Below are 25,486 nucleotides of genomic sequence, written 5' to 3' on the forward strand. Positions count from 1 at the left end.
ATACTACGAATGATTCAGGATATCATTTCGTGGCGATTTCGGTGGCGCCGCTTACAAGGTTTTACTCTTTAATAACGCCGCGGGCGCGTAAAAGCGCCGTTTTAAAGTCCTCTTCATAGTCTTTTTGAATCCCTGGAATGGCGGCGTCTTTGGCGGAATCGCGCATTTTCAGATGGTAGATCAGGATATCATCAGTTAAATCTTCCAGTTTGCCGTCAAAACCTGACTCTTTCGCCAGTTTCTGCAAAAATTGCGTCAGATTAAGATCAGGCTCTTTCTGCCAGACTGGCTGGAGGAGTTCAATGACTTCATTCAGGCGTTTACATTTCATAGCTGTGCTCCTTATTCTTGATACAGACACGGTAGCAGGGTCAATCCCACAATAAAAGAGGCGATATCGGTGAATCTGGATGAAGTAATAACCGGCGTGGTGCTGGCAGGCGGTAAAGCCCGGCGGATGGGAGGTGCGGATAAAGGTCTGCTTGAACTGAACGGGAAACCGCTCTGGCGACACGTTGCCGACGCGCTCGCGCCACAACTTGCAACGGTCGTCATTAGTGCTAATCGCCATCTGGATATCTACCAGGCCAGCGGCCTGAAAGTCATTCCGGATTCAATCGCTGACTTTCCCGGTCCGCTGGCGGGTATGCTTTCCGTTTTTCAGCAGGTAGCAAGCGACTGGTTTCTGTTTTGTCCCTGTGACAATCCCTGTATCCCCCACAACCTGGTCGATCGTTTAGCAGCGCAGCGTCATGGCGCACCCGTGGTTTGGGTTCATGATGGAGAGCGCGATCATCCAACGATCGCGTTGATTAATCGTGCCGTTGAGCCCCAGTTGACAGCTTATTTGCAAGCAGGCGAGCGGCGGGTAATGATTTTTATGCGCCAGGTAGGCGGACACGCCGTTGATTTCAGCGATTGTAAGGAGGCATTTGTGAACGTCAACACGCCGGAGGAACTCGCGCAATGGCAAAAGAGACCATGATACCGCTACTCGCCATTGCCGCATGGAGCGGCACGGGAAAAACAACACTGCTGAAAAAACTGATCCCAGCACTTTGTGAGCATGGAATTCGGCCAGGGCTGATTAAGCATACCCATCATGATATGGATGTCGATAAACCGGGTAAAGATAGCTACGAGCTGCGTAAAGCCGGGGCGGCACAGACGCTGGTTGCCAGTCAGCAGCGCTGGGCGTTAATGACTGAAACGCCGGGGCAAGAAGAGTTGGATCTGGCATGGCTGGTGAGCCGGATGGATGCATCAAAGCTGGATATGGTGCTGGTAGAAGGGTTTAAACACGAGGCAGTTGCGAAGATCTTACTTTTTCGTCAGGGATGTGGGCACAGCGAGGAAGAATTAATTCTTGATGAGCATGTTATTGCAGTTGCCAGTGATATTCCACTTGCCGTAGCGGTACCCGTTTTGGATCTTAATGATGTATCGCAGATTTCTGCCTTCATTTTGCGGTGGTTAGAGAAAGCACGTTCCTTGTAGGCCGAATAAGGCGGAGCCGCCATCCGGCGGTGCCGGTTGCCTGATGGCGCTGCGCTTATCAGGCCTACATTTTTACAGTTACCGCACACGCAAAAAAGCCCATCCTGACGGATGGGCTTCTTCACTAAATTGATGCCTGGCAGTTTATGGCGGGCGTCCTGCCCGCCACCCTACGGGCCGTTGCTGCGCAACGTTCAAATCCGCTCCCGGCGGATTTCTCCTCCTCAGGAGAGTGCTCACCGACAGACTACAGATAAAACAAAAGGCCCTGTCTTCCGACAGGGCCCTTCGTTTTATTTGATGCCTGGCAGTTCCCTACTCTCGCATGGGGAGACCCCACACTACCATCGGCGCTACGGCGTTTCACTTCTGAGTTCGGCATGGGGTCAGGTGGGACCACCGCGCTACTGCCGCCAGGCAAATTCTTTGTGCTCTGTACGCAATTCTTTATCGCATCAGCGGCGTTGCCTGCGCTCGTAAACTCAGTCACATACTTCTGTATGCTCCTTCCTTTCCTTCGCTTGCCGCCTTGCTGCTGCGCAAATTATTGCGTACTCAACTCTGAATCACTGCTGAAAATCGTCTCTCATCCGCCAAAACATCTTCGGCGTTGTAAGGTTAAGCCTCACGGTTCATTAGTACCGGTTAGCTCAACGCATCGCTGCGCTTACACACCCGGCCTATCAACGTCGTCGTCTTCAACGTTCCTTCAGGAGACTCTAAGTCTCAGGGAGAACTCATCTCGGGGCAAGTTTCGTGCTTAGATGCTTTCAGCACTTATCTCTTCCGCATTTAGCTACCGGGCAGTGCCATTGGCATGACAACCCGAACACCAGTGATGCGTCCACTCCGGTCCTCTCGTACTAGGAGCAGCCCCCCTCAGTTCTCCAGCGCCCACGGCAGATAGGGACCGAACTGTCTCACGACGTTCTAAACCCAGCTCGCGTACCACTTTAAATGGCGAACAGCCATACCCTTGGGACCTGCTTCAGCCCCAGGATGTGATGAGCCGACATCGAGGTGCCAAACACCGCCGTCGATATGAACTCTTGGGCGGTATCAGCCTGTTATCCCCGGAGTACCTTTTATCCGTTGAGCGATGGCCCTTCCATTCAGAACCACCGGATCACTATGACCTGCTTTCGCACCTGCTCGCGCCGTCACGCTCGCAGTCAAGCTGGCTTATGCCATTGCACTAACCTCCTGATGTCCGACCAGGATTAGCCAACCTTCGTGCTCCTCCGTTACTCTTTAGGAGGAGACCGCCCCAGTCAAACTACCCACCAGACACTGTCCGTAACCCGGGTAACGGGTCCACGTTAGAACATCAAACATTAAAGGGTGGTATTTCAAGGTCGGCTCCATGCAGACTGGCGTCCACACTTCAAAGCCTCCCACCTATCCTACACATCAAGGCTCAATGTTCAGTGTCAAGCTATAGTAAAGGTTCACGGGGTCTTTCCGTCTTGCCGCGGGTACACTGCATCTTCACAGCGAGTTCAATTTCACTGAGTCTCGGGTGGAGACAGCCTGGCCATCATTACGCCATTCGTGCAGGTCGGAACTTACCCGACAAGGAATTTCGCTACCTTAGGACCGTTATAGTTACGGCCGCCGTTTACCGGGGCTTCGATCAGGAGCTTCGCTTGCGCTGACCCCATCAATTAACCTTCCGGCACCGGGCAGGCGTCACACCGTATACGTCCACTTTCGTGTTTGCACAGTGCTGTGTTTTTAATAAACAGTTGCAGCCAGCTGGTATCTTCGACTGACTTCAGCTCCGTGAGTAAATCACTTCACCTACGTGTCAGCGTGCCTTCTCCCGAAGTTACGGCACCATTTTGCCTAGTTCCTTCACCCGAGTTCTCTCAAGCGCCTTGGTATTCTCTACCTGACCACCTGTGTCGGTTTGGGGTACGATTTGATGTTACCTGATGCTTAGAGGCTTTTCCTGGAAGCAGGGCATTTGTTACTTCAGCACCGTAGTGCCTCGTCATCACGCCTCAGTGTTAAAGTGAACCGGATTTACCTGGAACACACACCTACACGCTTAAACCGGGACAACCGTCGCCCGGCCAACATAGCCTTCTCCGTCCCCCCTTCGCAGTAACACCAAGTACGGGAATATTAACCCGTTTCCCATCGACTACGCCTTTCGGCCTCGCCTTAGGGGTCGACTCACCCTGCCCCGATTAACGTTGGACAGGAACCCTTGGTCTTCCGGCGAGCGGGCTTTTCACCCGCTTTATCGTTACTTATGTCAGCATTCGCACTTCTGATACCTCCAGCAACCCTCACAGGCCACCTTCGCAGGCTTACAGAACGCTCCCCTACCCAACGAACGTATCCTTAAACCGACTCGACTTTGTATACGCTTTGACGTCGCTTCGCTCCGTCAATCGTAACCCGCTGAATCGCTTTAAGTGATACGTTCGCTGCCGCAGCTTCGGTGCATGGTTTAGCCCCGTTACATCTTCCGCGCAGGCCGACTCGACCAGTGAGCTATTACGCTTTCTTTAAATGATGGCTGCTTCTAAGCCAACATCCTGGCTGTCTGGGCCTTCCCACATCGTTTCCCACTTAACCATGACTTTGGGACCTTAGCTGGCGGTCTGGGTTGTTTCCCTCTTCACGACGGACGTTAGCACCCGCCGTGTGTCTCCCGTGATAACATTCTCCGGTATTCGCAGTTTGCATCGGGTTGGTAAGCCGGGATGGCCCCCTAGCCGAAACAGTGCTCTACCCCCGGAGATGAATTCACGAGGCGCTACCTAAATAGCTTTCGGGGAGAACCAGCTATCTCCCGGTTTGATTGGCCTTTCACCCCCAGCCACAGGTCATCCGCTAATTTTTCAACATTAGTCGGTTCGGTCCTCCAGTTAGTGTTACCCAACCTTCAACCTGCCCATGGCTAGATCACCGGGTTTCGGGTCTATACCCTGCAACTTAACGCCCGGTTAAGACTCGGTTTCCCTCCGGCTCCCCTATTCGGTTAACCTTGCTACAGAATATAAGTCGCTGACCCATTATACAAAAGGTACGCAGTCACACAGGTAAACCTGTGCTCCCACTGCTTGTACGTACACGGTTTCAGGTTCTTTTTCACTCCCCTCGCCGGGGTTCTTTTCGCCTTTCCCTCACGGTACTGGTTCACTATCGGTCAGTCAGGAGTATTTAGCCTTGGAGGATGGTCCCCCCATATTCAGACAGGATACCACGTGTCCCGCCCTACTCATCGAGCTCACAGCACATGCGCTTTTGTGTACGGGGCTGTCACCCTGTATCGCGCGCCTTTCCAGACGCTTCCACTAACACACATGCTGATTCAGGCTCTGGGCTCCTCCCCGTTCGCTCGCCGCTACTGGGGGAATCTCGGTTGATTTCTTTTCCTCGGGGTACTTAGATGTTTCAGTTCCCCCGGTTCGCCTCATTAACCTATGGATTCAGTTAATGATAGTGTGACGAATCACACTGGGTTTCCCCATTCGGGTATCGCCGGTTATAACGGTTCATATCACCTTACCGGCGCTTATCGCAGATTAGCACGCCCTTCATCGCCTCTGACTGCCAGGGCATCCACCGTGTACGCTTAGTCGCTTAACCTCACAACCCGAAGATGTTTCTTACGATTCATCATCGTGTTGCGAAAATTTGAGAGACTCACGAACAACTTTCGTTGTTCTGTGTTTCAATTTTCAGCTTGATCCAGATTTTTAAAGAGCAAAACTTCGCAGTGAACCCTTTCAGGTACACTCTGAAGTATTTTTTCGTAAACACTCACGAGATGGTGGAGCTATGCGGGATCGAACCGCAGACCTCCTGCGTGCAAAGCAGGCGCTCTCCCAGCTGAGCTATAGCCCCATCGTGTAGTCAGAACCTCTTTACCGATAATTTTTCCTGAGACAAGGCGTGGAATAACGAAGCATACATCAGTATGTGAGTTATTTCACAACGCAGTATTCAGGGAAAATTTGGTAGGCCTGAGTGGACTTGAACCACCGACCTCACCCTTATCAGGGGTGCGCTCTAACCACCTGAGCTACAAGCCTGTAGAGGTTTTACTGCTCGTTTTTCATCAGACAATCTGTGTGAGCACTGCAAAGTACGCTTCTTTCAGGTAAGGAGGTGATCCAACCGCAGGTTCCCCTACGGTTACCTTGTTACGACTTCACCCCAGTCATGAATCACAAAGTGGTAAGCGCCCTCCCGAAGGTTAAGCTACCTACTTCTTTTGCAACCCACTCCCATGGTGTGACGGGCGGTGTGTACAAGGCCCGGGAACGTATTCACCGTGGCATTCTGATCCACGATTACTAGCGATTCCGACTTCATGGAGTCGAGTTGCAGACTCCAATCCGGACTACGACGCACTTTATGAGGTCCGCTTGCTCTCGCGAGGTCGCTTCTCTTTGTATGCGCCATTGTAGCACGTGTGTAGCCCTGGTCGTAAGGGCCATGATGACTTGACGTCATCCCCACCTTCCTCCAGTTTATCACTGGCAGTCTCCTTTGAGTTCCCGACCTAATCGCTGGCAACAAAGGATAAGGGTTGCGCTCGTTGCGGGACTTAACCCAACATTTCACAACACGAGCTGACGACAGCCATGCAGCACCTGTCTCACAGTTCCCGAAGGCACAAATCCATCTCTGGATTCTTCTGTGGATGTCAAGACCAGGTAAGGTTCTTCGCGTTGCATCGAATTAAACCACATGCTCCACCGCTTGTGCGGGCCCCCGTCAATTCATTTGAGTTTTAACCTTGCGGCCGTACTCCCCAGGCGGTCTACTTAACGCGTTAGCTCCGGAAGCCACGCCTCAAGGGCACAACCTCCAAGTAGACATCGTTTACGGCGTGGACTACCAGGGTATCTAATCCTGTTTGCTCCCCACGCTTTCGCACCTGAGCGTCAGTCTTTGTCCAGGGGGCCGCCTTCGCCACCGGTATTCCTCCAGATCTCTACGCATTTCACCGCTACACCTGGAATTCTACCCCCCTCTACAAGACTCAAGCCTGCCAGTTTCGAATGCAGTTCCCAGGTTGAGCCCGGGGATTTCACATCCGACTTGACAGACCGCCTGCGTGCGCTTTACGCCCAGTAATTCCGATTAACGCTTGCACCCTCCGTATTACCGCGGCTGCTGGCACGGAGTTAGCCGGTGCTTCTTCTGCGGGTAACGTCAATTGCTGCGGTTATTAACCACAACACCTTCCTCCCCGCTGAAAGTACTTTACAACCCGAAGGCCTTCTTCATACACGCGGCATGGCTGCATCAGGCTTGCGCCCATTGTGCAATATTCCCCACTGCTGCCTCCCGTAGGAGTCTGGACCGTGTCTCAGTTCCAGTGTGGCTGGTCATCCTCTCAGACCAGCTAGGGATCGTCGCCTTGGTGAGCCGTTACCTCACCAACAAGCTAATCCCATCTGGGCACATCTGATGGCAAGAGGCCCGAAGGTCCCCCTCTTTGGTCTTGCGACGTTATGCGGTATTAGCCACCGTTTCCAGTAGTTATCCCCCTCCATCAGGCAGTTTCCCAGACATTACTCACCCGTCCGCCACTCGTCAGCAAAGCAGCAAGCTGCTTCCTGTTACCGTTCGACTTGCATGTGTTAGGCCTGCCGCCAGCGTTCAATCTGAGCCATGATCAAACTCTTCAATTTAAAAGTTTGATGCTCAATGAATTAAACTTCGTAATGAATTACGTGTTCACTCTTGAGACTTGGTATTCATTTTTCGTCCGAGGACGTCAAGAATCCGTATCTTCGAGTGCCCACACAGATTGTCTGATAAATTGTTAAAGAGCAGGTGCGACGCGGCTTTCAGCTCACCGTCGCGAGGTGGCGTATATTACGCTTTCCCGCTTCAGAGTCAAGCGTTTATTTTCGCTTTTCTCCGTGAGGTTCTGGTCTGAACCCCGCTGACCCGGCGGCCTGTGTGCCGTTGTTCCGTGTCAGTGGTGGCGCATTATAGGGAGTTATTTCTGCCTGACAAGAGGAAATTTAAAATAATTTTCTGAGTGTCTCTTTTTTCATCAATAGCGTGCTTAACGTGCCATAAAATAAGCAAATTGCCGTTATTGCAACTGCAATCACACTTCCAGGTGGCATACTAATAACCAAACGAAAGAGAAAGGAAGAACATTCATGCCTTTAAGCGCACAACAATTAGCCGCACAGAAAAATCTATCCTATGTTCTGGCTGAAAAGCTGGCGCAGCGGATATTAAAGGGTGACTACGCCCCCGGTACTATTCTTCCCGGCGAAATAGAACTGGGCGAGCAGTACGGCGTAAGTCGAACGGCAGTTCGCGAAGCGGTGAAAACGTTGACGGCTAAAGGTATGGTGCTACCTCGTCCGCGCATTGGTACGCGGGTGATGCCGCAGGGAAACTGGAACTTTCTGGATCAAGAGCTGCTGACCTGGTGGATGACGGAAGAAAATTTTCATCAGGTGGTAGAGCATTTTCTGGTGATGCGTATTAGCCTGGAGCCGCAAGCCTGCCTGCTGGCGGCGACTCTTGGCACACCGGAGCAGAAAGCGCGGCTTAATGCCTTAATGGAAGAGATGGTCGCGCTGAAAAAGCATTTTAAGCGTGAACGCTGGATTGAAGTGGATATGGCGTGGCACGAGCATATCTACGAAATGAGCGCCAATCCCTTTCTAATCTCTTTTGCGACGCTATTTCATTCGGTTTATCACACTTACTTTACCTCAATCACCTATAACGAGGTGGTAAAGCTGGATTTGCACCAGGCCATTGTTGATGCCATCGCTGATGGCGACGGCGAACGCGCTTTCCAGGCCTGCCAGGCGTTGTTAATAGCGCCCAATGAGAGACCAGATAATTAACAGGATATTGAATGACCAGCAAAAAAGCGCGCAGTATGGCTGGCCTGCCGTGGATCGCGGCGATGGCCTTCTTTATGCAGGCGCTAGACGCCACCATTTTGAATACCGCTTTACCGGCTATTGTGCATAGTCTTAACCGTTCACCACTCGCCATGCAGTCCGCTATTATCAGTTATACCCTGACAGTAGCTATGTTAATTCCGGTAAGCGGCTGGCTGACCGCTTTGGTACGCGTCGCGTTTTTATGGTTGCCGTAAGTCTGTTTACGTTAGGCTCGCTGGCCTGCGCGCTCTCCAGTTCACTATCTGAATTGGTTATTTTTCGCGTCGTACAAGGCGTCGGCGGAGCGATGATGATGCCAGTGGCGCGGCTGGCGTTATTGCGAGCCTATCCGCGTAGTGAGCTGCTGCCCGTTCTTAACTTTGTCACTATGCCGGGGCTGGTAGGCCGATTCTGGGGCCGATATTAGGCGGCGTACTGGTGACCTGGGCAAGCTGGCACTGGATCTTCCTGATTAATATTCCCATTGGTGTTGCAGGCATTCTGTATGCCCGCAAATATATGCCCAACTTCACCACGCCGCGTCGCAAGTTTGACATGACCGGCTTCTTTCTTTTTGGGTTAAGTCTGGTTTTATTTTCCAGCGGAATGGAACTGTTTGGCGAAAAGATTGTGGCGACATGGATCGCATCCGCCATTATTTTTTGCAGTATCGTTCTACTATTGGCCTATATCCGCCACGCCCGCCGTCATCCGACACCGTTAATATCACTATCGCTGTTTAAGACACGCACATTTTCCGTCGGTATTGCCGGCAACCTCGCCACGCGTCTGGGGACAGGCTGCGTACCTTTTTTGATGCCGTTAATGCTACAGGTTGGTTTTGGCTACCCGGCTCTGATCGCCGGCTGCATGATGGCGCCGACGGCTTTGGGTTCTATTATCGCGAAATCGACCGTAACGCAGGTTTTACGACGTTTGGGATACCGGAAGACTCTGGTCGGCATTACGGTATTTATCGGTCTGATGATTGCCCAGTTTTCGTTTCAATCTCCCGCCATGCCGATCTGGATGCTCGTACTGCCGCTATTCATTCTTGGAATGGCGATGTCCACTCAATTTACGGCAATGAATACGATTACTCTTGCGGATCTGACAGACGATAACGCCAGCAGCGGCAACAGCGTTCTGGCGGTTACGCAGCAATTGTCTATCAGTTTAGGCGTGGCGATCAGCGCGGCGGTGTTACGTATTTATGAAGGTTTTGCGGGCACCAGTACCGTGGAACAGTTCCACTATACCTTTATCACGATGGGGGCGATCACTATCGTGTCCGCGCTGATGTTTATGCTGCTAAGAGCCAAAGACGGCAACAATCTGATTAAAGAACGGCATAAATCTAAACCGACCCACGCACCGTCAAAACCGGAGTAAGCTGAAGTCGCTGTTGTTGCAAGGCGGGCTGCGCCATCCGATGAATCAACACATCAATAGCCAGCTCGCCCAATTCATCTTTCGGCTGATGGATAGTCGTCAGCGGCGGCGTCATATAGCGCGCCAGCTCAATATCATCATAGCCAATGACTGCCATATCCTGCGGGATACGAAGCCCCGCCTGATATAGCGCCTGATAGGCGCCGACAGCCATCGCATCGTTTCCGGTAAAAACCGCTTGCGGTCGCTGTTGATGGGCGAGTAACGCCTGCATGGCGTCAAAGCCGCCGCCAAATTCAAAATCGCCGGTGATCTCATAGCCTTGCGGAATAGCCAGCCCTGCGCGTTTCATCGCCGCCCGATACCCTTCCAGCCGCAAACGCGCTGGCGTTTTGTCCAGCGGGCCGGTAATACAGGCTATTCGGGTAAATCCTTTATCGATAAGGTGTTGGGTGGCAAGATCACCGCCTAACAACGAATTATCCTGAATGAGATCGCTATCGCCCTCACCATCAAACGGCGACCAGTCCATCATGACGGTAGGAATAGACGGATAACGCTCCATGATTTCACGAGAAGGCTGATGCGTTTCGGTACACAGCAGCAGTAAACCGTCTACCCGTTTTTGCATCAGCGTCTCCAGGTTGCGGTTCATCCGTTGCTCGTCGCCTTCGGTATTGCACAGCACCAGACTATAACCGCGCTCAAAACAGCTTCGCTCAACGCCGAGCACCAGTTCGGAATAAAAAGGGTTGGTACTGGCGGTAATTAGCATACCAATCGTGCGGGTCTGGTTTAACTTGAGGCTTCGCGCCAGCGCGGAAGGCGCATAGTTAAGTGATTTAATCGCCGCTTCAACTTTTTCAGTAATCGTCTCACTCACAAAGCGATCTTTGTTAATAACGTGAGAGACCGTCGATGTAGAGACTCCCGCCAGGCGGGCAACATCTTTCATAGTAGCCAAGCGTTACCCCTGCTGATGTAAAAACGCTTCTATCTCTTCGCGCCACGGAACGGAAGGTTGCGCGCCTTTACGCGTTACGGCAATCGCGGCGGCGGCATGGGCAAAGCGAATCGCTTCCGGCAACGGCGTCTCCTCCAGTATCGCGGTGATAAAGGCGCCGTTAAACGTATCTCCGGCGGCAATGGTATCGACAGCCTCAACGCTAAATCCAGGAACGCGGCGGCCCTCGCCGTCTACGCTGGCCCAGACGCCACGGCTTCCTAAGGTAATTAATACGGTTCGAATGCCTTTATCATGCAAAACCTGCGCAGCTTTCGCGGCATCGTCGTCATTTTCCACACGCACGCCCGTCAGCTTTTCAGCTTCCGTTTCATTTGGCGTGATGATGTCCACCAGCGCCAGCAGTTCATCCGGTAGCTCACGGGCAGGCGCCGGGTTCAGCGCAACAGTAGTATGATGTTGATGGGCGATTTTCGCCGCCGCCAGTACGCTTTCCAGCGGCGATTCCAGCTGCATCAGTAACGCATCCGCCTGCGCGATACGTTCACGTTGCGCATCAACCAACGCCGGCGATAACGCGGCATTCGCTCCGGCATGAATACCGATGACGTTCTCGCCTTCGCCGTTAACGAAAATCAGCGCCACCCCGGTAGACTCGCCTTTAATAACGCTAACTGGCGCGATATCAATACGATCGCTGACTAATTGTTTACGAATACTGTCGCCAATATCGTCATCGCCCGTGCAGGCGATAAACGCAATATTTGCCCCGCTACGTCCCGCAGCAACCGCCTGATTCGCGCCTTTCCCGCCAAACGCGACCTGATAATGGCTACCGGTTACCGTTTCACCCGGGGTAGGGAAGGACTCAAGATTAAGGATATGATCGGCATTAATGCTGCCAAGGACGATGAGATTACCTGCGGTTTTCATATTCGGGGTTCCACGTCAAAGTGCGCCACCGGTTAGGGTGGCGCGTGCCCTGCTTTTCTTTTTTTACGTTCACCTCAGCGGAGGCTCGCGTATTTCTGTCGCCATCAGGCCATAGTTGACCCGTGTCGTTTATTACTGCTTGATGACCAGTTTCAGGTCAACCGGATATTTGGCCTGAACTTTTTCGCCTTTCAGCACCTTATCCGCCACTTCAACGCCTTTGGCGCCGATTTGATCCGGTAACTGAGCGATAGTCGCTGCCAGTTTGCCATCTTTTACGGCCTTTTCGCCATCCGGCGTACCGTCAAATCCAACCACCATCACATCTGCTTTACCGGCAGTTTGCAGCGCGCGCAGTGCGCCCAGCGCCATTTCATCGTTCTGGGCGAAGACAGCCTGAACATCCGGATGCGCGGTCAGCAGGTTCTGCATGACGTTCAGACCCTTAGTACGGTCGAAATCGGCAGGCTGGCTGGCCAGGACATTAAATTTGTGGGCGGCTACCGCCTGCTGGAAACCTTCGCCACGCTCACGCGCCGCAGATGTTCCGGCAATGCCTTGCAACTCAATCACTCTGGCGCCTTCGCCAGCTTTTTTCGCGATATAGTCGCCAGCGATCTTACCGCCCAGCACGTTATCAGACGCGATATGGCTGACGACATCGCCTTTGGTTGCCTGGCGGTCAAGCGTGATAACCGGAATCTTCGCCTGGTTAGCCATCTTCACCGCGTTACCCACCGCATCGGAGTCAGTCGGGTTGATCAGCAAAATTTTGGTCCCGCGAACGGTTAAATCCTGCACGTTCGCCAGCTCTTTGGCAGGGTTGTTCTGGGAGTCCAGCACCACCAGGTTATAACCCAGTTTATCCGCCTCTTTTTGCGCCCCGTCTTTTAACGACACGAAGAAGGGATTATTGAGGGTAGAGATCACCAGCGCAATGGTGTCCTTCGCCATTGCATTCGCGCTCACGGTGGCGCTCAGCGCAACAGCAGATACCAGGGTAGCCAGTTTTTTCATGTTCATATTTCAGATGTCCTGTAGTCGTTGTTACTGCTTTTTGTTGTCTACCAGTACCGCCAGCAAAATCACCACCGCTTTGACGATCATCTGGTAATAGGAGGAAACACCTAACAAATTCAAACCATTATTAAGGAAGCCGAGAATCAATGCGCCGATCAATGTCCCAACAATGCGTCCTTTACCGCCTGCAAGGCTGGTGCCGCCCAGCACCACGGCGGCAATAGCATCCAGCTCATAGCCGGTACCCGCCGTCGGCTGCGCGGAAGAGAGGCGCGCCACTTCAATGATGCCCGCCAGCGACGCTGTCAGGCCGCAAAGTGAATAGACGATAATTTTCACTTTGCTCACGCTAATGCCAGACAGGCGCGTCGCCGCTTCGTTACCGCCCAGCGCGTAGATATAGCGTCCTAGACGGGTGTGATGCAGCATATACCAGGCGGCGATAAAGACGATAGCCATGATCCAGACCGGCGTAGGAACGCCCAGCGGACGGCCGATACCGAACCAGCCAAACAGATCGGCGTTATCGGTAAAGCCGGTGTTGACCGGGCTACCGTCGGTGTAAACCATCGTTACACCGCGCAGTAGCAGCATCATCACCAGCGTAGCGATAAACGCCTGTACGCGGCCTTTCGCGACGATAACGCCAGTGACGGCGCCAATCGCAGCGCCCAGCGCCAGCGCGGCGGCAACCGCGACCAGCGCATTCACTTCAACGCCGACGATTGAAGCGGCAACCGCGCCGGTGAGCGCCAGCAGGGAACCGACGGACAGATCGATCCCCGATGTCAGAATCACCAACGTCATCCCCACCGCCATAATGGCGTTGACGGAGGTCTGTTGAAGAATATTGAACAGATTATTAACGGTAAAAAAGTTGGGGCTCAACGTCGAAACAATCGCGATCAACACCAGCAGGGCAATGAGCGACTTCTGCTCAAGAAGCCACGCTTTAGTGAAATAACGGCGACCAGAAACAGCCTGGGTTGTCATCTTTTTTACTCCTGATTCACGCGATTAAGCTTGCCCACTGCGGCAGCCATTAACACTTCCTGGGTGGCCTGCTCGCGAGTAAATTCACCGCTGAGATGCCCTTCATGCATGACGATGATGCGATCGCTCATGCCTAATACTTCTGGCATCTCAGATGAGACCAGAATGATGCTCAGGCCGTCGGCCTTAAACTGGTTGATAAGCTGATAAATCTCTTTCTTGGCGCCGACGTCCACGCCGCGGGTCGGCTCGTCGAGAATGAGCACTTTCGGGCGCGTCATCAACCCGCGGGCAATCGCCACTTTTTGCTGATTACCGCCAGAAAGCAGGCCTATCGCCTGTTCCATTGACGGCGTCTTGACATTGAACAGACGGATAAAATCCCCCACCGCCTGCTGCTCATCTTTGTGTTTCAGGCATCCGCCAGCGCGGCTGAAATAGTCCAGCGCCGTCAGCGACATATTCTCTTTAACTGACATGCCGAGCACCAGTCCATCGCGCTTACGGTCTTCAGAGATATAAACGATGCCATTGGCCAGTCCGTCCTGCGGAGAACGCGTCACCACTTCGTGTCCATCAAGCGTCACGTAACCGCTGGTTCGCGGCATCGCGCCGTACAATACTTTCATCAGCTCGGTGCGACCGGCGCCCATCAGGCCGGAGATGCCAAGGATCTCGCCTTTTCGCAGCACAAAAGAGACATCATTCACGCCCGGTCCGCACAGATTATCGACCTTCAGGCGAATCTCACCCGGCGCGTTATCCAGATGCGGGTACTGATCTTCCAACTTACGTCCCACCATCATTTCGATAAGAGAATCTTCGGTCAACGTGGCCACTTCACGCTCGGCGATAAATTGCCCATCGCGGAAGACCGTCACGTCATCGCAAATTTCGAAGATCTCTTTCATACGGTGGGAGATATAGACAATGCCGCGCCCCTGCGATTTTAATTCGCGGATAACGCGGAACAGAGAGTCGGTTTCAGTGTCGGTCAGCGCATCGGCCGGTTCATCCATAATGATGACTTTGGATTCGAAGCTCAGCACTTTGGCGATTTCCACCATTTTCTGATCGCCGATAGAGAGTTCGCCCACCAGCTTATCGCTCTTAAAACGCAGATTGAGTTTGGCTAAGAGGTGGTCGGCTTCGGCATACATCTTTTTCCAGTCGATTTTGCCAAAGCGATTCACAAACTCACGGCCCAGGAAGATGTTTTCCGCAATGGTCAACTGCGGAATCAGGTTCAGTTCCTGATGAATAATGCCGATCCCGGCTTCCTGAGACGATTTAGGCCCATTAAAGGTGGTCTCTTTACCCAGCCATAACAACGATCCCGCATCTCGCGTATAGATGCCGGTTAATACTTTCATCATGGTGGATTTTCCGGCGCCGTTTTCCCCCACCAGCGCCATAACGCGGCCAGGATAAACGTTTAACGCGGCGCCGGAGAGAGCCTTCACGCCGGGGAACGCTTTATCGATCCCTTTGAGTTGCAGTAATGCGTCCATAGCGGCCTCAGAACGTAACGCCAGCGCAAAGAATGACGTTCGCATACGGGGAACACTCCCCGCTGCGAATCACCGCCTGACTGTCTGCAGTCAATTTTTTGAATTGTTCGTGTGTCGTATAACTAATTTTTATGGTGTTTCCCTGGTGTTGCTGCAGTTGCTCAAGGTGAGTGAGCAACGTTTCGTGGAGCTGCGGATTCTGTTGTTTGATTTCCGTTGCAAGAATCGCCGCCTCAACCTGCATTTCCCGGGTCACGACATCCACCACCTGCATAAAAGAAGGTACGCCCTGGGTTAGTGCCATATCGATACGCGCGGTGCTATTCGGGATGGGTAAACCCGCATCACAGACCACCAGAGTATCAGTATGCCCCAGACGGGAAATGACCGACGAGATTTCAGAGTTGAGTACGGTGCCTTTCTTCATTTTTCTGCTCCACTAGCGAAACGTTTCTCTGGCCGCAGTGTAACCCTGGATGTGTTCATAAAACCATCATGACGTAACAGAATTGTGATCGCCGTCGAAACGTTTCGCTAGCGGAAATCAGGTGAAGATAATCGCCATCAGGCGATTATCTTGTGGGAATCTACGGATTGGTCAGGCCGGGTAAGCCAACGCGGCCCCCGGCATGTTGATGGGAGGTTAAATCTCGACCTGCGTACCTAACTCAATCACGCGGTTAGGCGGGATCTCGAACTGATCCGGCGCGCGCAGGGCGTTGCGTTGCAACAACAAATACAGCTTGCCACGCAGACGCAAATACCACGGGCGTTTGCCGACAATCAACGACTCGTGCGACATAAAGAACGACGTTTCCATCATCCGACAGCTAAGCCCTTCCAGACCGCAGCGGTGGAACACCTCTTCAACGTTTGGCGTTTCGCGCCAGCCGTAGCTAGCCACCACGCGCCAGAATGTCGGAGACAACTGCTCAATCTGCACCCGGCGAACGTTATGCACATATGGCGCATCTTCTGTACGCAACGTCAGTAAGATTACGCGCTCATGCAACACTTTGTTGTGCTTCAGGTTATGCAATAAAGCAAAAGGGATCACACTGAGCGCGCGCGACATGTATACGGCAGTACCCGGCACCCGAACCGGCGGTGACTTCTCCAGCGAAGCAATCATCGCTTCCAGCGAATTACCGTGTTCATGCATACGACGCAACAGACGGAAACGCTCGCTCTTCCAGGTGGTCATGATCGTGAACATGATCAGACCCAGGCTCAGCGGCAGCCAACCGCCGGACAACAATTTATCGAGGTTAGCCGAGAACAGCGGGATATCCACGCACAGGAATGCGATGAGGATCAGCGCGACAAAATATTTGTTCCAGTGCCAGTTCTTACGCGCCACGGTCGTAGAAAGAATAGACGTCAGCACCATCGTGCCGGTCACGGCGATACCATAGGCCGCCGCCAGGTTGCTGGAGTGCTCAAAGCTAACAATAACAACCACGACCGCGAAATAAAGCAGCCAGTTAACGAAAGGGATATAGATCTGACCGGACTCCATCTCGGAGGTATGGATAATGCGCATTGGCGACAAATAGCCAAGACGCACGGCCTGACGCGTCAGCGAAAAGACGCCGGAAATGACCGCCTGGGAGGCGATCACCGTCGCCAGCGCGGCCAGAATCAGCAGCGGAATTAACGCCCAGTCCGGCGCCAACAGGAAGAAGGGGTTTTTAATCGCTTCCGGATGCTTAAGTAGCAATGCGCCCTGACCAAAGTAGTTCAGTACTAACGACGGCAATACCACGGTAAACCACGCCAGGCGAATCGGGAACTTACCGAAGTGTCCCATATCGGCGTACAACGCCTCTACGCCGGTAATCGACAGCACCACCGCGCCCAACGCAATAAATGATACGGTTTTATATTCAAGGAAAAAACGTACCGCCCAGACAGGATTCAGCGCATGTAACACTTCGGGATTGGCGATAATACTGCGCAGGCCAAGTACCGCCAGGATTAAAAACCAGGTCAGCATGATCGGCGCAAAGAGTTTCCCTACCATTCCCGTACCGTGCTTCTGAATCATAAACAACAGAGTCAGCACAATAATGGAGAGCGGGACAATCCAGGTGTCCAGCTGCGGCGCGACAATCTCCAGGCCTTCAATCGCCGACATCACCGAAATCGCCGGCGTAATGACCACTTCGCCATAGAAAAAGCTGCCGCCTATCAGTCCCATGATAACTAACATGGATGTGGTGCGCGCCGAGGTATTACGCCCGGCAAGCGACATCAGCGTCAAAATTCCACCTTCACCCGCGTTATCGGCGCGCATCACGAAGGTGAGATATTTGATGGAAACCACAAAGATGAGTAGCCAGAAGATCAGCGACAGAAAACCAAACACGGCATCTCGTTCAACGCCAAAACCAAACTGACCGGACAAACATTCACGAAGCGTATAAAGCGGGCTGGTACCAATATCACCGTAGACAACCCCAATAGCTGCGAGGGTAATCGCAGGCAACGATTGCTTATTATCAGTGCTCATAGACTCATCTTTCGTTTATACACGTCACCCTTCACGCTACCTCCTTGTCGGCTGCATTCGCTTACCCCAGTCACACGTTTAAGTCAGTGCCAGGGGATTCACTCCTTTGCCGCCTTGATGTAGTTTGAATGAGTGTATAGATATGAAATGTGTGCTTAGTCCCTTGGCCCACAAAAAAGCGCACAGTATGCACGATTAATCATAAAATCGTACCCCTAAATGAAGCCAGATTAACCTGGCTCAAAGAAAAATAAACAGCGCGTCAGACGATTATAGCCCCGGTGGTGAAACGTCTATACTCGCAATTAGCATGATCCATTTGTCGAAAGGACACCTCTTTATTATGGCTCACCCACATTTATTAGCGGAAAGAATTTCCCGTCTGAGCTGCGCCCTTGAGAAGGGACTGTATGAACGTAGTCATGCCATACGCCTTTGCCTACTGGCGGCGTTAAGCGGTGAGAGCGTCTTTTTGTTGGGCCCGCCCGGTATCGCCAAGAGTCTGATTGCCCGCCGCCTGAAGTTTGCTTTCCAGCGCGCCCGCGCTTTTGAATATCTGATGACACGCTTTTCCACGCCGGAAGAGGTTTTTGGCCCGCTCTCTATTCAGGCGCTGAAAGATGAAGGTCGCTATGAACGCTTAACGACCGGCTACCTTCCCGAAGCCGAAATCGTTTTTCTGGATGAAATCTGGAAAGCCGGGCCCGCTATCCTGAACACATTGCTGACCGCCATTAACGAACGCCATTTCCGCAACGGCGCATTTGAGGAAAAAATTCCGATGCGGCTGCTGGTGGCGGCCTCTAACGAACTGCCCGAAGCGGACAGCAGCCTGGAAGCCTTGTACGACCGAATGTTGATTCGTCTGTGGCTGGATAAAGTTCAGGATAAAGCCAATTTCCGCTCCATGCTGGTTAGTCAGCAGGATGAGAGTGATAACCCGGTCCCCGCCTCGTTACAGGTAAGCGACGAAGAATATCAACAGTGGCAAAAAGATATCGGCGCGATTTCACTGCCTGATCCGGTCTTTGAGCTGATATTTACTCTGCGCCAACAGCTGGATAATTTGCCGAATGCGCCTTATGTCTCCGACCGTCGCTGGAAGAAAGCCATCCGCCTGTTACAGGCCAGCGCCTTCTTTAGCGGACGTGACGCGGTTGCGCCGATTGACCTTATCCTGCTAAAAGATTGCTTGTGGTATGACGCGCAGAGTCTGAATCTCATGCAACAGCAACTGGAAATATTGATGACCGGACACGCCTGGCAGCAGCAGGCCATGCTGACTCGCCTCGGCGGTATTGTCCAGCGCCGCCTCCAGTTGCAGCAACAGCAAAGCGATAAAACCGCCTTCACCGTCATTAAAGAAGGCGGTATGTTCAGCCGCCGCCCGCATTACACTTTACCGCCGGAAGCCAGTGCGTCAACGTTGACGTTATTGCTACAAAAACCGCTAAAACTGCATGATATGGAAGTGATCCATATTACCTTTGACCGCAGCGCGCTGGAACTTTGGCTGACCAAAGGCGGCGAGATCCGCGGCAAACTGAACGGGATCGGCTTTGCCCAAACGCTGAATATGGAAGTCGATAACGCTCAACATCTGGTGGTGCGCGACATCAGTCTACAAGGTACCCGTCTGGCGTTACCGGGAGCGGCTGAAGACAGTATGCCTGCGGAGATCAAACAGCAGCTGGAAACGTTAGAAAACGACTGGCGCCAGCAGCATACTCGCTTCAGCGAGCAGCAACATTGCCTGTTTATTCACAGCGACTGGTTAGGGCGCATTGAGGCCAGCCTGCAGGATGTAGGAGAACAGATCCGCCAGGCGCAACAATGCTGACGCTGGATACGCTAAATACCATGCTGGCCGTCAGCGAAGAGGGAATGGTCGAAGAGATGATCCTCGCGCTACTGGCTTCCCCACAACTGGTCATTTTCTTTGAAAAGTTTCCGCGTTTAAAAAACGCCGTGACCGCCGATCTCCCGCGCTGGCGGGAAGCGCTACGCAGCCGTCTTAAAGACGCACGCGTTCCGCCGGAACTCACGGAAGAGGTCATGTGTTATCAGCAAAGCCAACTTCTCTCTACCCCACAGTTCATCGTGCAACTGCCGCAAATACTGGCGTTGCTTCACCGCCTGCATTCACCGTATGCCGCGCAGGCGAAGCAGTTGACGGAGAGCAACAGTACCTTTACCCCTGCGCTACACACGCTTTTTTTGCAACGCTGGCGGTTAAGTCTGGTCGTGCAGGCCACCACGTTAAATCAGCAACTACTGGAAGAAGAGCGCGAGCAGTTGCTGAGTGACGTTCAGGAACGGATGACGCTGAGCGGGCAACTGGAACCGACGCTGGCGGAAAATGATAATGCCGCAGGCCGCCTGTGGGATATGAGCGCGGGCCAGCTTAAACGTGGTGATTATCAACTGATCGTAAAATACGGCGAATTTCTCGCCGCCCAGCCGGAGCTAATGCAACTGGCGGAACAACTGGGACGTTCGCGGGAAGCCAAATCGGTACCGAAAAAAGACGCGCCGATGGAAACCTTTCGTACACTGGTACGCGAACCCGCAACGGTGCCGGAGCAGGTTGACGGTATACAGCAAGGCGATGATATTCTGCGCCTGTTGCCGCCAGAGCTGGCGACGCTCGGCATCACCGAGCTGGAATATGAATTTTACCGCCGGTTAGTGGAAAAACAGCTCCTCACCTATCGCCTGCATGGCGAAGCGTGGCGTGAGAAAGTGACCGAACGGCCGGTAGTACACCAGGATGTCGACGAGCAGCCGCGCGGACCGTTTATTGTCTGCGTCGATACTTCAGGCTCGATGGGAGGATTTAACGAGCAGTGCGCAAAAGCGTTCTGCCTGGCGTTGATGCGCGTTGCGCTGGCGGATAACCGCCGCTGCTTTATTATGCTGTTTTCCACTGACGTTGTGCGTTATGAACTCTCCGGCCCGGAAGGTATCGAGCAGGCTATCCGCTTTTTAAGTCAACGTTTTCGCGGCGGCACGGATATCGCCAGCTGTTTTCGCGCCATTATTGAAAGAATGCAGGGACGGGAATGGTTTGATGCCGATGCGGTGGTCATTTCGGATTTTATCGCCCAGCGCTTGCCGGATGACGTGGTGAGCAAAGTGGGAGAGTTGCAGCGTCTTCACCAGCATCGATTCCATGCGGTGGCGATGTCGGCGCACGGCAAACCCGGCATCATGCGCATTTTCGATCATATCTGGCGCTTTGACACCGGGATGCGAAGCCGCCTGCTGAGACGCTGGCGGCGCTAACGGCTTATAAAATAGCAGGAATGCTTTCGCGAACCTGCGCGGGCCATACGCCGCACTGTACCTGACCAATATGCGGCAATTGCAGCAGCAACATCGTCAGACGCGACTGCCCAATCCCGCCGCCGATGGTCTGCGGCATTTCGCCGCGCAGCAGCGCCTGATGCCACTCCAGTTGCAGACGATCTTCATCACCGGTCAACGCCAGCTGGCGCATCAGCGTATCGGCATCTACGCGAATACCCATAGAGGAAAGCTCAAACGCATCTTCCAGCACCGGGTTCCACACCAGGATATCGCCGTTCAGACCGGCGTAGCCCAGCTCAGATGCGGAGCTCCAGTCATCATAATCCGGCGCGCGTACATCATGGCGGTGGCCATCGCTCAGTTTACCGCCGATCCCCACCAGAAAAACGGCGCCAAGTTCTTTGGCGATCGCGCGTTCGCGCCCTTTCGCATCCAGATCCGGATAGCGAGACAACAGCTCCTGGCTGTGAACAAACTGAATTTGCTCTGGCAGGAACGGCGCCAGACCAAACTGTTTATGCACTTCTGCTTCCGTCGCCTTAATTCCAGCCCATATAGCCTCTACTGTGCTTTTCAGGGTGGAAAATTGGCGCTCGCCATCGCCCATGACACGCTCCCAGTCCCACTGATCCACATAGACCGAGTGGAGCGGAGAGAGTCGGTCTTCATCGGGGCGAAGGGCTTTCATGTGCGTGTACAGCCCTTCGCCCGCGCTGAAGTCATGTTGCCCCAGGGTTTGACGTTTCCACTTCGCCAGTGAATGCACCACTTCGAACTGGGCGTCAGGCAACGCTTTCACTTTTACCTGCACCGCTTTTTCACAGCCGGACAAATTATCCTGCGTACCATCTCCTACGCGACTCAGGATCGGCGCCTGGACCTCAATCAGACCCAGACGCTCCTCAAGCTGGCGAGAGAAATGTGATTTCACGAAGCTAATTTGACGTTGTTTGGCAATGTAAGCGGTTTTCATTTTTTTACTCCTGCGTCCTGTTGCCTATGATTAAGCAACAAAACGAGAGCACTATTCAATAATCAACAGATAAAAAGCCAACTTCGATTTCGATTCGTTAAAAATAATGGCTAAAATAGAGATAATCATTAATCAGCATAAGAAAAAGCGATGGAAAATTATCAGATCGACAATCTGGACCGCGGCATACTTGACGCCTTAATGGAAAATGCCCGCACCGCCTACGCCGAACTGGCCAAACAATTTGGCGTTAGCCCTGGAACCATTCACGTTCGCGTCGAGAAAATGAAGCAGGCCGGGATCATTACGGGCGCACGGATTGACGTCAGCCCTAAACAGCTGGGCTACGATGTGGGCTGCTTTATTGGCATCATTCTCAAAAGCGCCAAAGACTATCCCTCCGCACTGGCCCGGCTGGAAAGCCTAGATGAGGTGACGGAAGCGTATTACACCACCGGTCACTACAGCATCTTTATAAAAGTGATGTGCAAATCAATCGACGCGCTTCAGCACGTACTTATCAACAAGATCCAAACAATTGATGAAATTCAGTCCACTGAGACACTGATCGTCTTGCAGAACCCGATCATGCGCACCATCAAGCCATGATCGGCTTTTTTAATCCCACATTTTTCCACAGGTAGATCCCAGCTCGTTCACAGAGTACAATGCAGCCTCTTTACCTGAGCGAGCGATCAATGGCAGACATTACTCTTATCAGCGGCAGCACCCTGGGCGGCGCCGAATACGTCGCGGAACATCTGGCGGAAAAGCTGGAAGCTGCCGGTTTTTCAACCGAAACGGTGCACGGTCCGTTATTAGAGGATCTGTCAGCTTCCGGGATCTGGCTGATAATCAGCTCAACGCACGGCGCCGGAGACATTCCGGACAACCTGGCCCCTTTCTATGAAGACCTTCAGACGCAGAAACCCGATCTTTCCGCGGTACGTTTCGGCGCAATTGGCATTGGTAGTCGAGAATACGACACGTTTTGCGGCGCGATTGAGAAAATAGAAGCGGAACTGAAAGACGCTGGCGCAAAACAGGTTGGGGAAACACTGAAGATCAACATCCTTGAACATGAGATTCCGGAAGATCCAGCGGAGATTTGGCTCGGATCCTGGATTAATTTACTCAAATAAGTGTAAAGATCGTGCGATCCATTGTGGATAAATCTGGTGGAAAGCTTGGATCAACCGGTAGTTATCCAAAGAATAACCGTTGTTCACTTTTTGAGTTGTGTATAAGTACCCGTTTTGATCCCAGCTTATACGGGCCACGATCACCGATCATTCACAGCTAGTGATCCTTTCCAACGCATTGATCTTTATTACAGGATCCGGGTTATCCACAGCCTGGCGCGATCCTAATAAGAGATCACAATAGAACAGATCTCTAAATAAAAAGATCTTCTTTTTAATAGCCCGGATCCCGGGGCTTTCTCCATCGGCTAAAGTTGAGTAGAATCCACCGCCCGGGCTTCAATCCATTTTCACACCGCGTTATGCGAGGCAATTACCATGTTTTATCAGGATCCTTTTGACGTCATTATTATTGGCGGGGGTCATGCAGGCACTGAGGCCGCGATGGCCGCAGCGCGTATGGGTCAACAGACTCTGCTTTTGACACATAATATTGACACGTTGGGACAGATGAGCTGCAACCCGGCGATCGGCGGTATTGGAAAGGGACATCTGGTAAAAGAGGTGGATGCGCTCGGCGGTCTGATGGCGAAAGCGATCGATCAGGCAGGTATTCAGTTTAGGATACTAAACGCCAGCAAAGGTCCGGCCGTTCGCGCTACCCGGGCTCAGGCGGATCGAGTCTTATACCGCCAGGCGGTGCGTACCGCGCTGGAGAATCAGCCGAATCTGATGATCTTCCAGCAAGCGGTTGAAGATCTGATTGTCGAAAACGATCGCGTTGTCGGCGCCGTGACCCAAATGGGGCTCAAATTCCGCGCGAAAGCGGTGGTACTGACCGTCGGAACCTTCCTGGATGGCAAAATTCATATTGGTCTGGATAACTACAGCGGCGGTCGTGCTGGCGATCCGCCATCCATCCCGCTGTCTCGCCGTCTGCGTGAGCTTCCGCTACGCGTCAGCCGCCTGAAAACCGGCACACCGCCGCGTATTGATGCGCGTACTATCGATTTCAGCGTGTTGGCTCAACAGCATGGCGATAACCCGATGCCGGTTTTCTCGTTTATGGGGAATGCTTCTCAGCATCCGCAACAGGTGCCGTGTTACATCACGCATACCAATGAGAAAACCCATGACGTGATTCGTAATAACCTCGATCGTAGCCCAATGTACGCTGGCGTGATCGAAGGGATCGGCCCGCGCTACTGTCCTTCGATCGAAGACAAGGTGATGCGTTTTGCCGATCGTAACCAGCATCAGATCTTCCTTGAGCCGGAAGGACTGACCTCTAACGAGATTTACCCTAACGGTATCTCCACCAGCCTGCCGTTTGACGTGCAGATGCAGATTGTCCGTTCCATGCAGGGCATGGAGAACGCGAAGATCGTTCGTCCTGGTTATGCGATTGAGTACGATTTCTTCGACCCGCGCGATCTGAAACCGACTCTGGAAAGTAAATTTATTCACGGCCTGTTCTTTGCTGGTCAAATCAACGGTACTACCGGCTATGAAGAGGCTGCGGCGCAGGGCTTGCTCGCTGGTCTGAATGCCGCGCGTCTTTCCGCCGACAAAGAGGGCTGGGCGCCTGCGCGTTCTCAGGCTTATCTCGGCGTGCTGGTGGACGATCTCTGTACACTGGGCACCAAAGAGCCGTATCGCATGTTTACCTCCCGCGCCGAATATCGCCTGATGCTGCGTGAGGACAACGCCGATCTGCGTCTGACCGAAATGGGCCGCGAGCTGGGTCTGGTGGATGATGAACGCTGGGCGCGCTTCAACGAGAAGCTGGAAAGTATCGAACGCGAACGTCAGCGGCTGAAATCGACATGGGTAACGCCGTCTGCGGAATCCGCCGATGAAGTGAATGCGCATTTGACCACGCCTCTCTCCCGTGAGGCCAGCGGCGAAGATCTGTTGCGTCGTCCGGAAATGACCTACGCGCAGCTCACTTCGCTTGCCGCATTCGCGCCTGCGCTTGAAGATGAGCAAGCCGCTGAGCAAGTGGAAATCCAGGTCAAATACGAAGGCTATATCGCTCGCCAGCAGGATGAGATTGAAAAACAACTACGTAACGAGAATACGTTTCTGCCTGCCACGCTGGATTATCGTCAGGTTTCCGGTCTGTCGAACGAAGTTATCGCCAAGCTGAACGATCATAAACCGGCGTCTATCGGCCAGGCATCGCGTATCTCCGGCGTTACGCCAGCGGCAATCTCCATTCTGCTGGTATGGCTGAAAAAACAAGGTATGCTGCGTCGTAGCGCTTGATAACACTAATTTGGCGGGGGCGCTTCGCTTGCCCGCCCTACAAATTTGTAGGCCCGATAAGCGAAAGCGCATCGGGCATTTG

General features: G+C 53.0%; 17 protein-coding genes, 2 tRNA genes, 3 rRNA genes and 1 pseudogene. 9 read left to right on the forward strand and 14 right to left on the reverse strand.

The window, feature by feature from the left end:
- Window positions 1–61: 61 nt before the first annotated feature.
- Window positions 62–331, reverse strand: a complete 270-nt coding sequence (locus tag ACQ29O_RS22300) for a YihD family protein (RefSeq protein WP_000649861.1) — start codon at window positions 329–331, stop codon at window positions 62–64.
- 69 nt (window positions 332–400) lie between these two features.
- Between ACQ29O_RS22300 and mobA the strand changes: the two genes are divergently transcribed.
- The gene (gene mobA / locus ACQ29O_RS22305) at window positions 401–985 is read left to right on the forward strand and encodes a molybdenum cofactor guanylyltransferase MobA (protein WP_001046894.1); all 585 of its coding nucleotides are present in this window, start codon (window positions 401–403) and stop codon (window positions 983–985) included.
- The gene (mobB, locus tag ACQ29O_RS22310; protein WP_012543414.1) at window positions 982–1,497 is read left to right on the forward strand and encodes a molybdopterin-guanine dinucleotide biosynthesis protein MobB; all 516 of its coding nucleotides are present in this window, start codon (window positions 982–984) and stop codon (window positions 1,495–1,497) included. Before mobA ends, mobB begins: the two co-directional genes overlap by 4 nt.
- Window positions 1,498–1,799: 302 nt before the next feature.
- Here the strand turns inward: mobB and rrf are convergent.
- The 5 genes from rrf to ACQ29O_RS22335 all read right to left on the reverse strand — a co-directional run bounded on the left by rrf (window position 1,800) and on the right by ACQ29O_RS22335 (window position 7,157).
- Window positions 1,800–1,915: ribosomal RNA gene (gene rrf / locus ACQ29O_RS22315) — 5S ribosomal RNA — on the reverse strand.
- 196 nt (window positions 1,916–2,111) lie between these two features.
- Window positions 2,112–5,100: ribosomal RNA gene (locus tag ACQ29O_RS22320) — 23S ribosomal RNA — on the reverse strand.
- Between the two features lie 182 nt (window positions 5,101–5,282).
- Window positions 5,283–5,358 (reverse strand) — tRNA-Ala (locus ACQ29O_RS22325).
- Window positions 5,359–5,469: 111 nt separating this feature from the next.
- Window positions 5,470–5,546 (reverse strand) — tRNA-Ile (locus ACQ29O_RS22330).
- A 69-nt stretch (window positions 5,547–5,615) separates the two neighbouring features.
- A 16S ribosomal RNA gene (locus ACQ29O_RS22335) occupies window positions 5,616–7,157 on the reverse strand.
- The 16S, 23S and 5S rRNA genes sit together here with 2 tRNA genes alongside, the layout of an rRNA operon.
- 483 nt (window positions 7,158–7,640) lie before the next feature.
- On the opposite strand from ACQ29O_RS22335, the gene ACQ29O_RS22340 reads away from it, so the two are divergent.
- Window positions 7,641–8,345 carry a FadR/GntR family transcriptional regulator gene (locus tag ACQ29O_RS22340; protein WP_001131148.1) on the forward strand — a complete coding sequence of 235 codons (705 nt, stop codon included), beginning with the start codon at window positions 7,641–7,643 and terminating at the stop codon, window positions 8,343–8,345.
- Between the two features lie 11 nt (window positions 8,346–8,356).
- Window positions 8,357–9,779 (forward strand): annotated as a pseudogene (gene mdtD, locus ACQ29O_RS22345) (multidrug transporter subunit MdtD).
- Here mdtD and rbsR read toward each other — a convergent pair.
- The 7 genes from rbsR to kup all read right to left on the reverse strand — a co-directional run bounded on the left by rbsR (window position 9,745) and on the right by kup (window position 17,712).
- On the reverse strand, window positions 9,745–10,743 hold the full coding sequence (gene rbsR / locus ACQ29O_RS22350) for a ribose operon transcriptional repressor RbsR (protein ID WP_000224486.1): 999 nt from the start codon (window positions 10,741–10,743) through the stop codon (window positions 9,745–9,747). The pseudogene mdtD and the gene rbsR overlap by 35 nt on opposite strands.
- A 3-nt stretch (window positions 10,744–10,746) precedes the next feature.
- Window positions 10,747–11,676 carry a ribokinase gene (gene rbsK, locus ACQ29O_RS22355; RefSeq protein ID WP_000844728.1) on the reverse strand — a complete coding sequence of 310 codons (930 nt, stop codon included), beginning with the start codon at window positions 11,674–11,676 and terminating at the stop codon, window positions 10,747–10,749.
- 132 nt (window positions 11,677–11,808) lie between these two features.
- The gene (gene rbsB, locus ACQ29O_RS22360; RefSeq protein ID WP_001056264.1) at window positions 11,809–12,699 is read right to left on the reverse strand and encodes a ribose ABC transporter substrate-binding protein RbsB; all 891 of its coding nucleotides are present in this window, start codon (window positions 12,697–12,699) and stop codon (window positions 11,809–11,811) included.
- Between the two features lie 24 nt (window positions 12,700–12,723).
- Window positions 12,724–13,689: a ribose ABC transporter permease gene (rbsC, locus tag ACQ29O_RS22365; protein WP_000211345.1), complete on the reverse strand. Its 966-nt coding sequence runs from the start codon at window positions 13,687–13,689 to the stop codon at window positions 12,724–12,726.
- A gap of 5 nt (window positions 13,690–13,694) precedes the next feature.
- Window positions 13,695–15,200, reverse strand: a complete 1,506-nt coding sequence (gene rbsA / locus ACQ29O_RS22370) for a ribose ABC transporter ATP-binding protein RbsA (protein WP_024143628.1) — start codon at window positions 15,198–15,200, stop codon at window positions 13,695–13,697.
- A 7-nt stretch (window positions 15,201–15,207) separates the two neighbouring features.
- Complete coding sequence (gene rbsD / locus ACQ29O_RS22375; RefSeq protein ID WP_000715944.1) at window positions 15,208–15,627, reverse strand: D-ribose pyranase; 420 nt, start codon at window positions 15,625–15,627, stop codon at window positions 15,208–15,210.
- 216 nt (window positions 15,628–15,843) lie between these two features.
- On the reverse strand, window positions 15,844–17,712 hold the full coding sequence (gene kup, locus ACQ29O_RS22380) for a low affinity potassium transporter Kup (protein ID WP_000102338.1): 1,869 nt from the start codon (window positions 17,710–17,712) through the stop codon (window positions 15,844–15,846).
- A 343-nt stretch (window positions 17,713–18,055) separates the two neighbouring features.
- Here kup and ravA point away from each other — a divergent pair, with 343 nt between their 5' ends.
- Together ravA and viaA are read left to right on the forward strand one after the other, a co-directional pair.
- Window positions 18,056–19,552, forward strand: a complete 1,497-nt coding sequence (gene ravA / locus ACQ29O_RS22385; protein ID WP_000940970.1) for an ATPase RavA — start codon at window positions 18,056–18,058, stop codon at window positions 19,550–19,552.
- Window positions 19,546–20,997, forward strand: a complete 1,452-nt coding sequence (gene viaA / locus ACQ29O_RS22390) for an ATPase RavA stimulator ViaA (RefSeq protein WP_000956588.1) — start codon at window positions 19,546–19,548, stop codon at window positions 20,995–20,997. Before ravA ends, viaA begins: the two co-directional genes overlap by 7 nt.
- A 4-nt stretch (window positions 20,998–21,001) precedes the next feature.
- On the opposite strand, the gene asnA is transcribed toward viaA, so the two are convergent.
- Window positions 21,002–21,994, reverse strand: coding sequence for an aspartate--ammonia ligase (asnA, locus tag ACQ29O_RS22395; protein ID WP_000845123.1), 993 nt, complete (start codon window positions 21,992–21,994; stop codon window positions 21,002–21,004).
- Between the two features lie 150 nt (window positions 21,995–22,144).
- Between asnA and asnC the strand changes: the two genes are divergently transcribed.
- The 3 genes from asnC (at window position 22,145) to mnmG (ending at window position 25,404) form a co-directional block, all read left to right on the forward strand.
- Window positions 22,145–22,603 (forward strand): transcriptional regulator AsnC, encoded by a 459-nt coding sequence (gene asnC, locus ACQ29O_RS22400; protein ID WP_000433016.1) that lies wholly within the window; start codon window positions 22,145–22,147, stop codon window positions 22,601–22,603.
- 89 nt (window positions 22,604–22,692) lie between these two features.
- The gene (gene mioC, locus ACQ29O_RS22405; RefSeq protein ID WP_001576449.1) at window positions 22,693–23,136 is read left to right on the forward strand and encodes an FMN-binding protein MioC; all 444 of its coding nucleotides are present in this window, start codon (window positions 22,693–22,695) and stop codon (window positions 23,134–23,136) included.
- Window positions 23,137–23,514: 378 nt separating this feature from the next.
- Window positions 23,515–25,404, forward strand: coding sequence for a tRNA uridine-5-carboxymethylaminomethyl(34) synthesis enzyme MnmG (mnmG, locus tag ACQ29O_RS22410; RefSeq protein WP_000499874.1), 1,890 nt, complete (start codon window positions 23,515–23,517; stop codon window positions 25,402–25,404).
- Window positions 25,405–25,486 lie beyond the last annotated feature (82 nt).

Source organism: Salmonella sp. GDC200615, assembly GCF_050574145.1.
Lineage (GTDB): Bacteria > Pseudomonadota > Gammaproteobacteria > Enterobacterales > Enterobacteriaceae > Salmonella > Salmonella enterica.

Excerpts from the sequence above, each read along its gene's own strand:
- ACQ29O_RS22300 (WP_000649861.1), bottom strand. The coding sequence starts at position 331 with ATGAAATGTAAACGCCTGAATGAAGTCATTGAACTCCTCCAGCCAGTC.
- mobB (WP_012543414.1), top strand. The coding sequence starts at position 982 with ATGATACCGCTACTCGCCATTGCCGCATGGAGCGGCACGGGAAAAACA.
- rbsC (WP_000211345.1), bottom strand. The coding sequence starts at position 13,689 with ATGACAACCCAGGCTGTTTCTGGTCGCCGTTATTTCACTAAAGCGTGG.
- asnA (WP_000845123.1), bottom strand. The coding sequence starts at position 21,994 with ATGAAAACCGCTTACATTGCCAAACAACGTCAAATTAGCTTCGTGAAA.
- rbsK (WP_000844728.1), bottom strand. The coding sequence starts at position 11,676 with ATGAAAACCGCAGGTAATCTCATCGTCCTTGGCAGCATTAATGCCGAT.
- viaA (WP_000956588.1), top strand. The coding sequence starts at position 19,546 with ATGCTGACGCTGGATACGCTAAATACCATGCTGGCCGTCAGCGAAGAG.
- ACQ29O_RS22340 (WP_001131148.1), top strand. The coding sequence starts at position 7,641 with ATGCCTTTAAGCGCACAACAATTAGCCGCACAGAAAAATCTATCCTAT.
- rbsD (WP_000715944.1), bottom strand. The coding sequence starts at position 15,627 with ATGAAGAAAGGCACCGTACTCAACTCTGAAATCTCGTCGGTCATTTCC.
- ravA (WP_000940970.1), top strand. The coding sequence starts at position 18,056 with ATGGCTCACCCACATTTATTAGCGGAAAGAATTTCCCGTCTGAGCTGC.
- rbsB (WP_001056264.1), bottom strand. The coding sequence starts at position 12,699 with ATGAACATGAAAAAACTGGCTACCCTGGTATCTGCTGTTGCGCTGAGC.
- mnmG (WP_000499874.1), top strand. The coding sequence starts at position 23,515 with ATGTTTTATCAGGATCCTTTTGACGTCATTATTATTGGCGGGGGTCAT.
- rbsA (WP_024143628.1), bottom strand. The coding sequence starts at position 15,200 with ATGGACGCATTACTGCAACTCAAAGGGATCGATAAAGCGTTCCCCGGC.
- kup (WP_000102338.1), bottom strand. The coding sequence starts at position 17,712 with ATGAGCACTGATAATAAGCAATCGTTGCCTGCGATTACCCTCGCAGCT.
- mioC (WP_001576449.1), top strand. The coding sequence starts at position 22,693 with ATGGCAGACATTACTCTTATCAGCGGCAGCACCCTGGGCGGCGCCGAA.
- asnC (WP_000433016.1), top strand. The coding sequence starts at position 22,145 with ATGGAAAATTATCAGATCGACAATCTGGACCGCGGCATACTTGACGCC.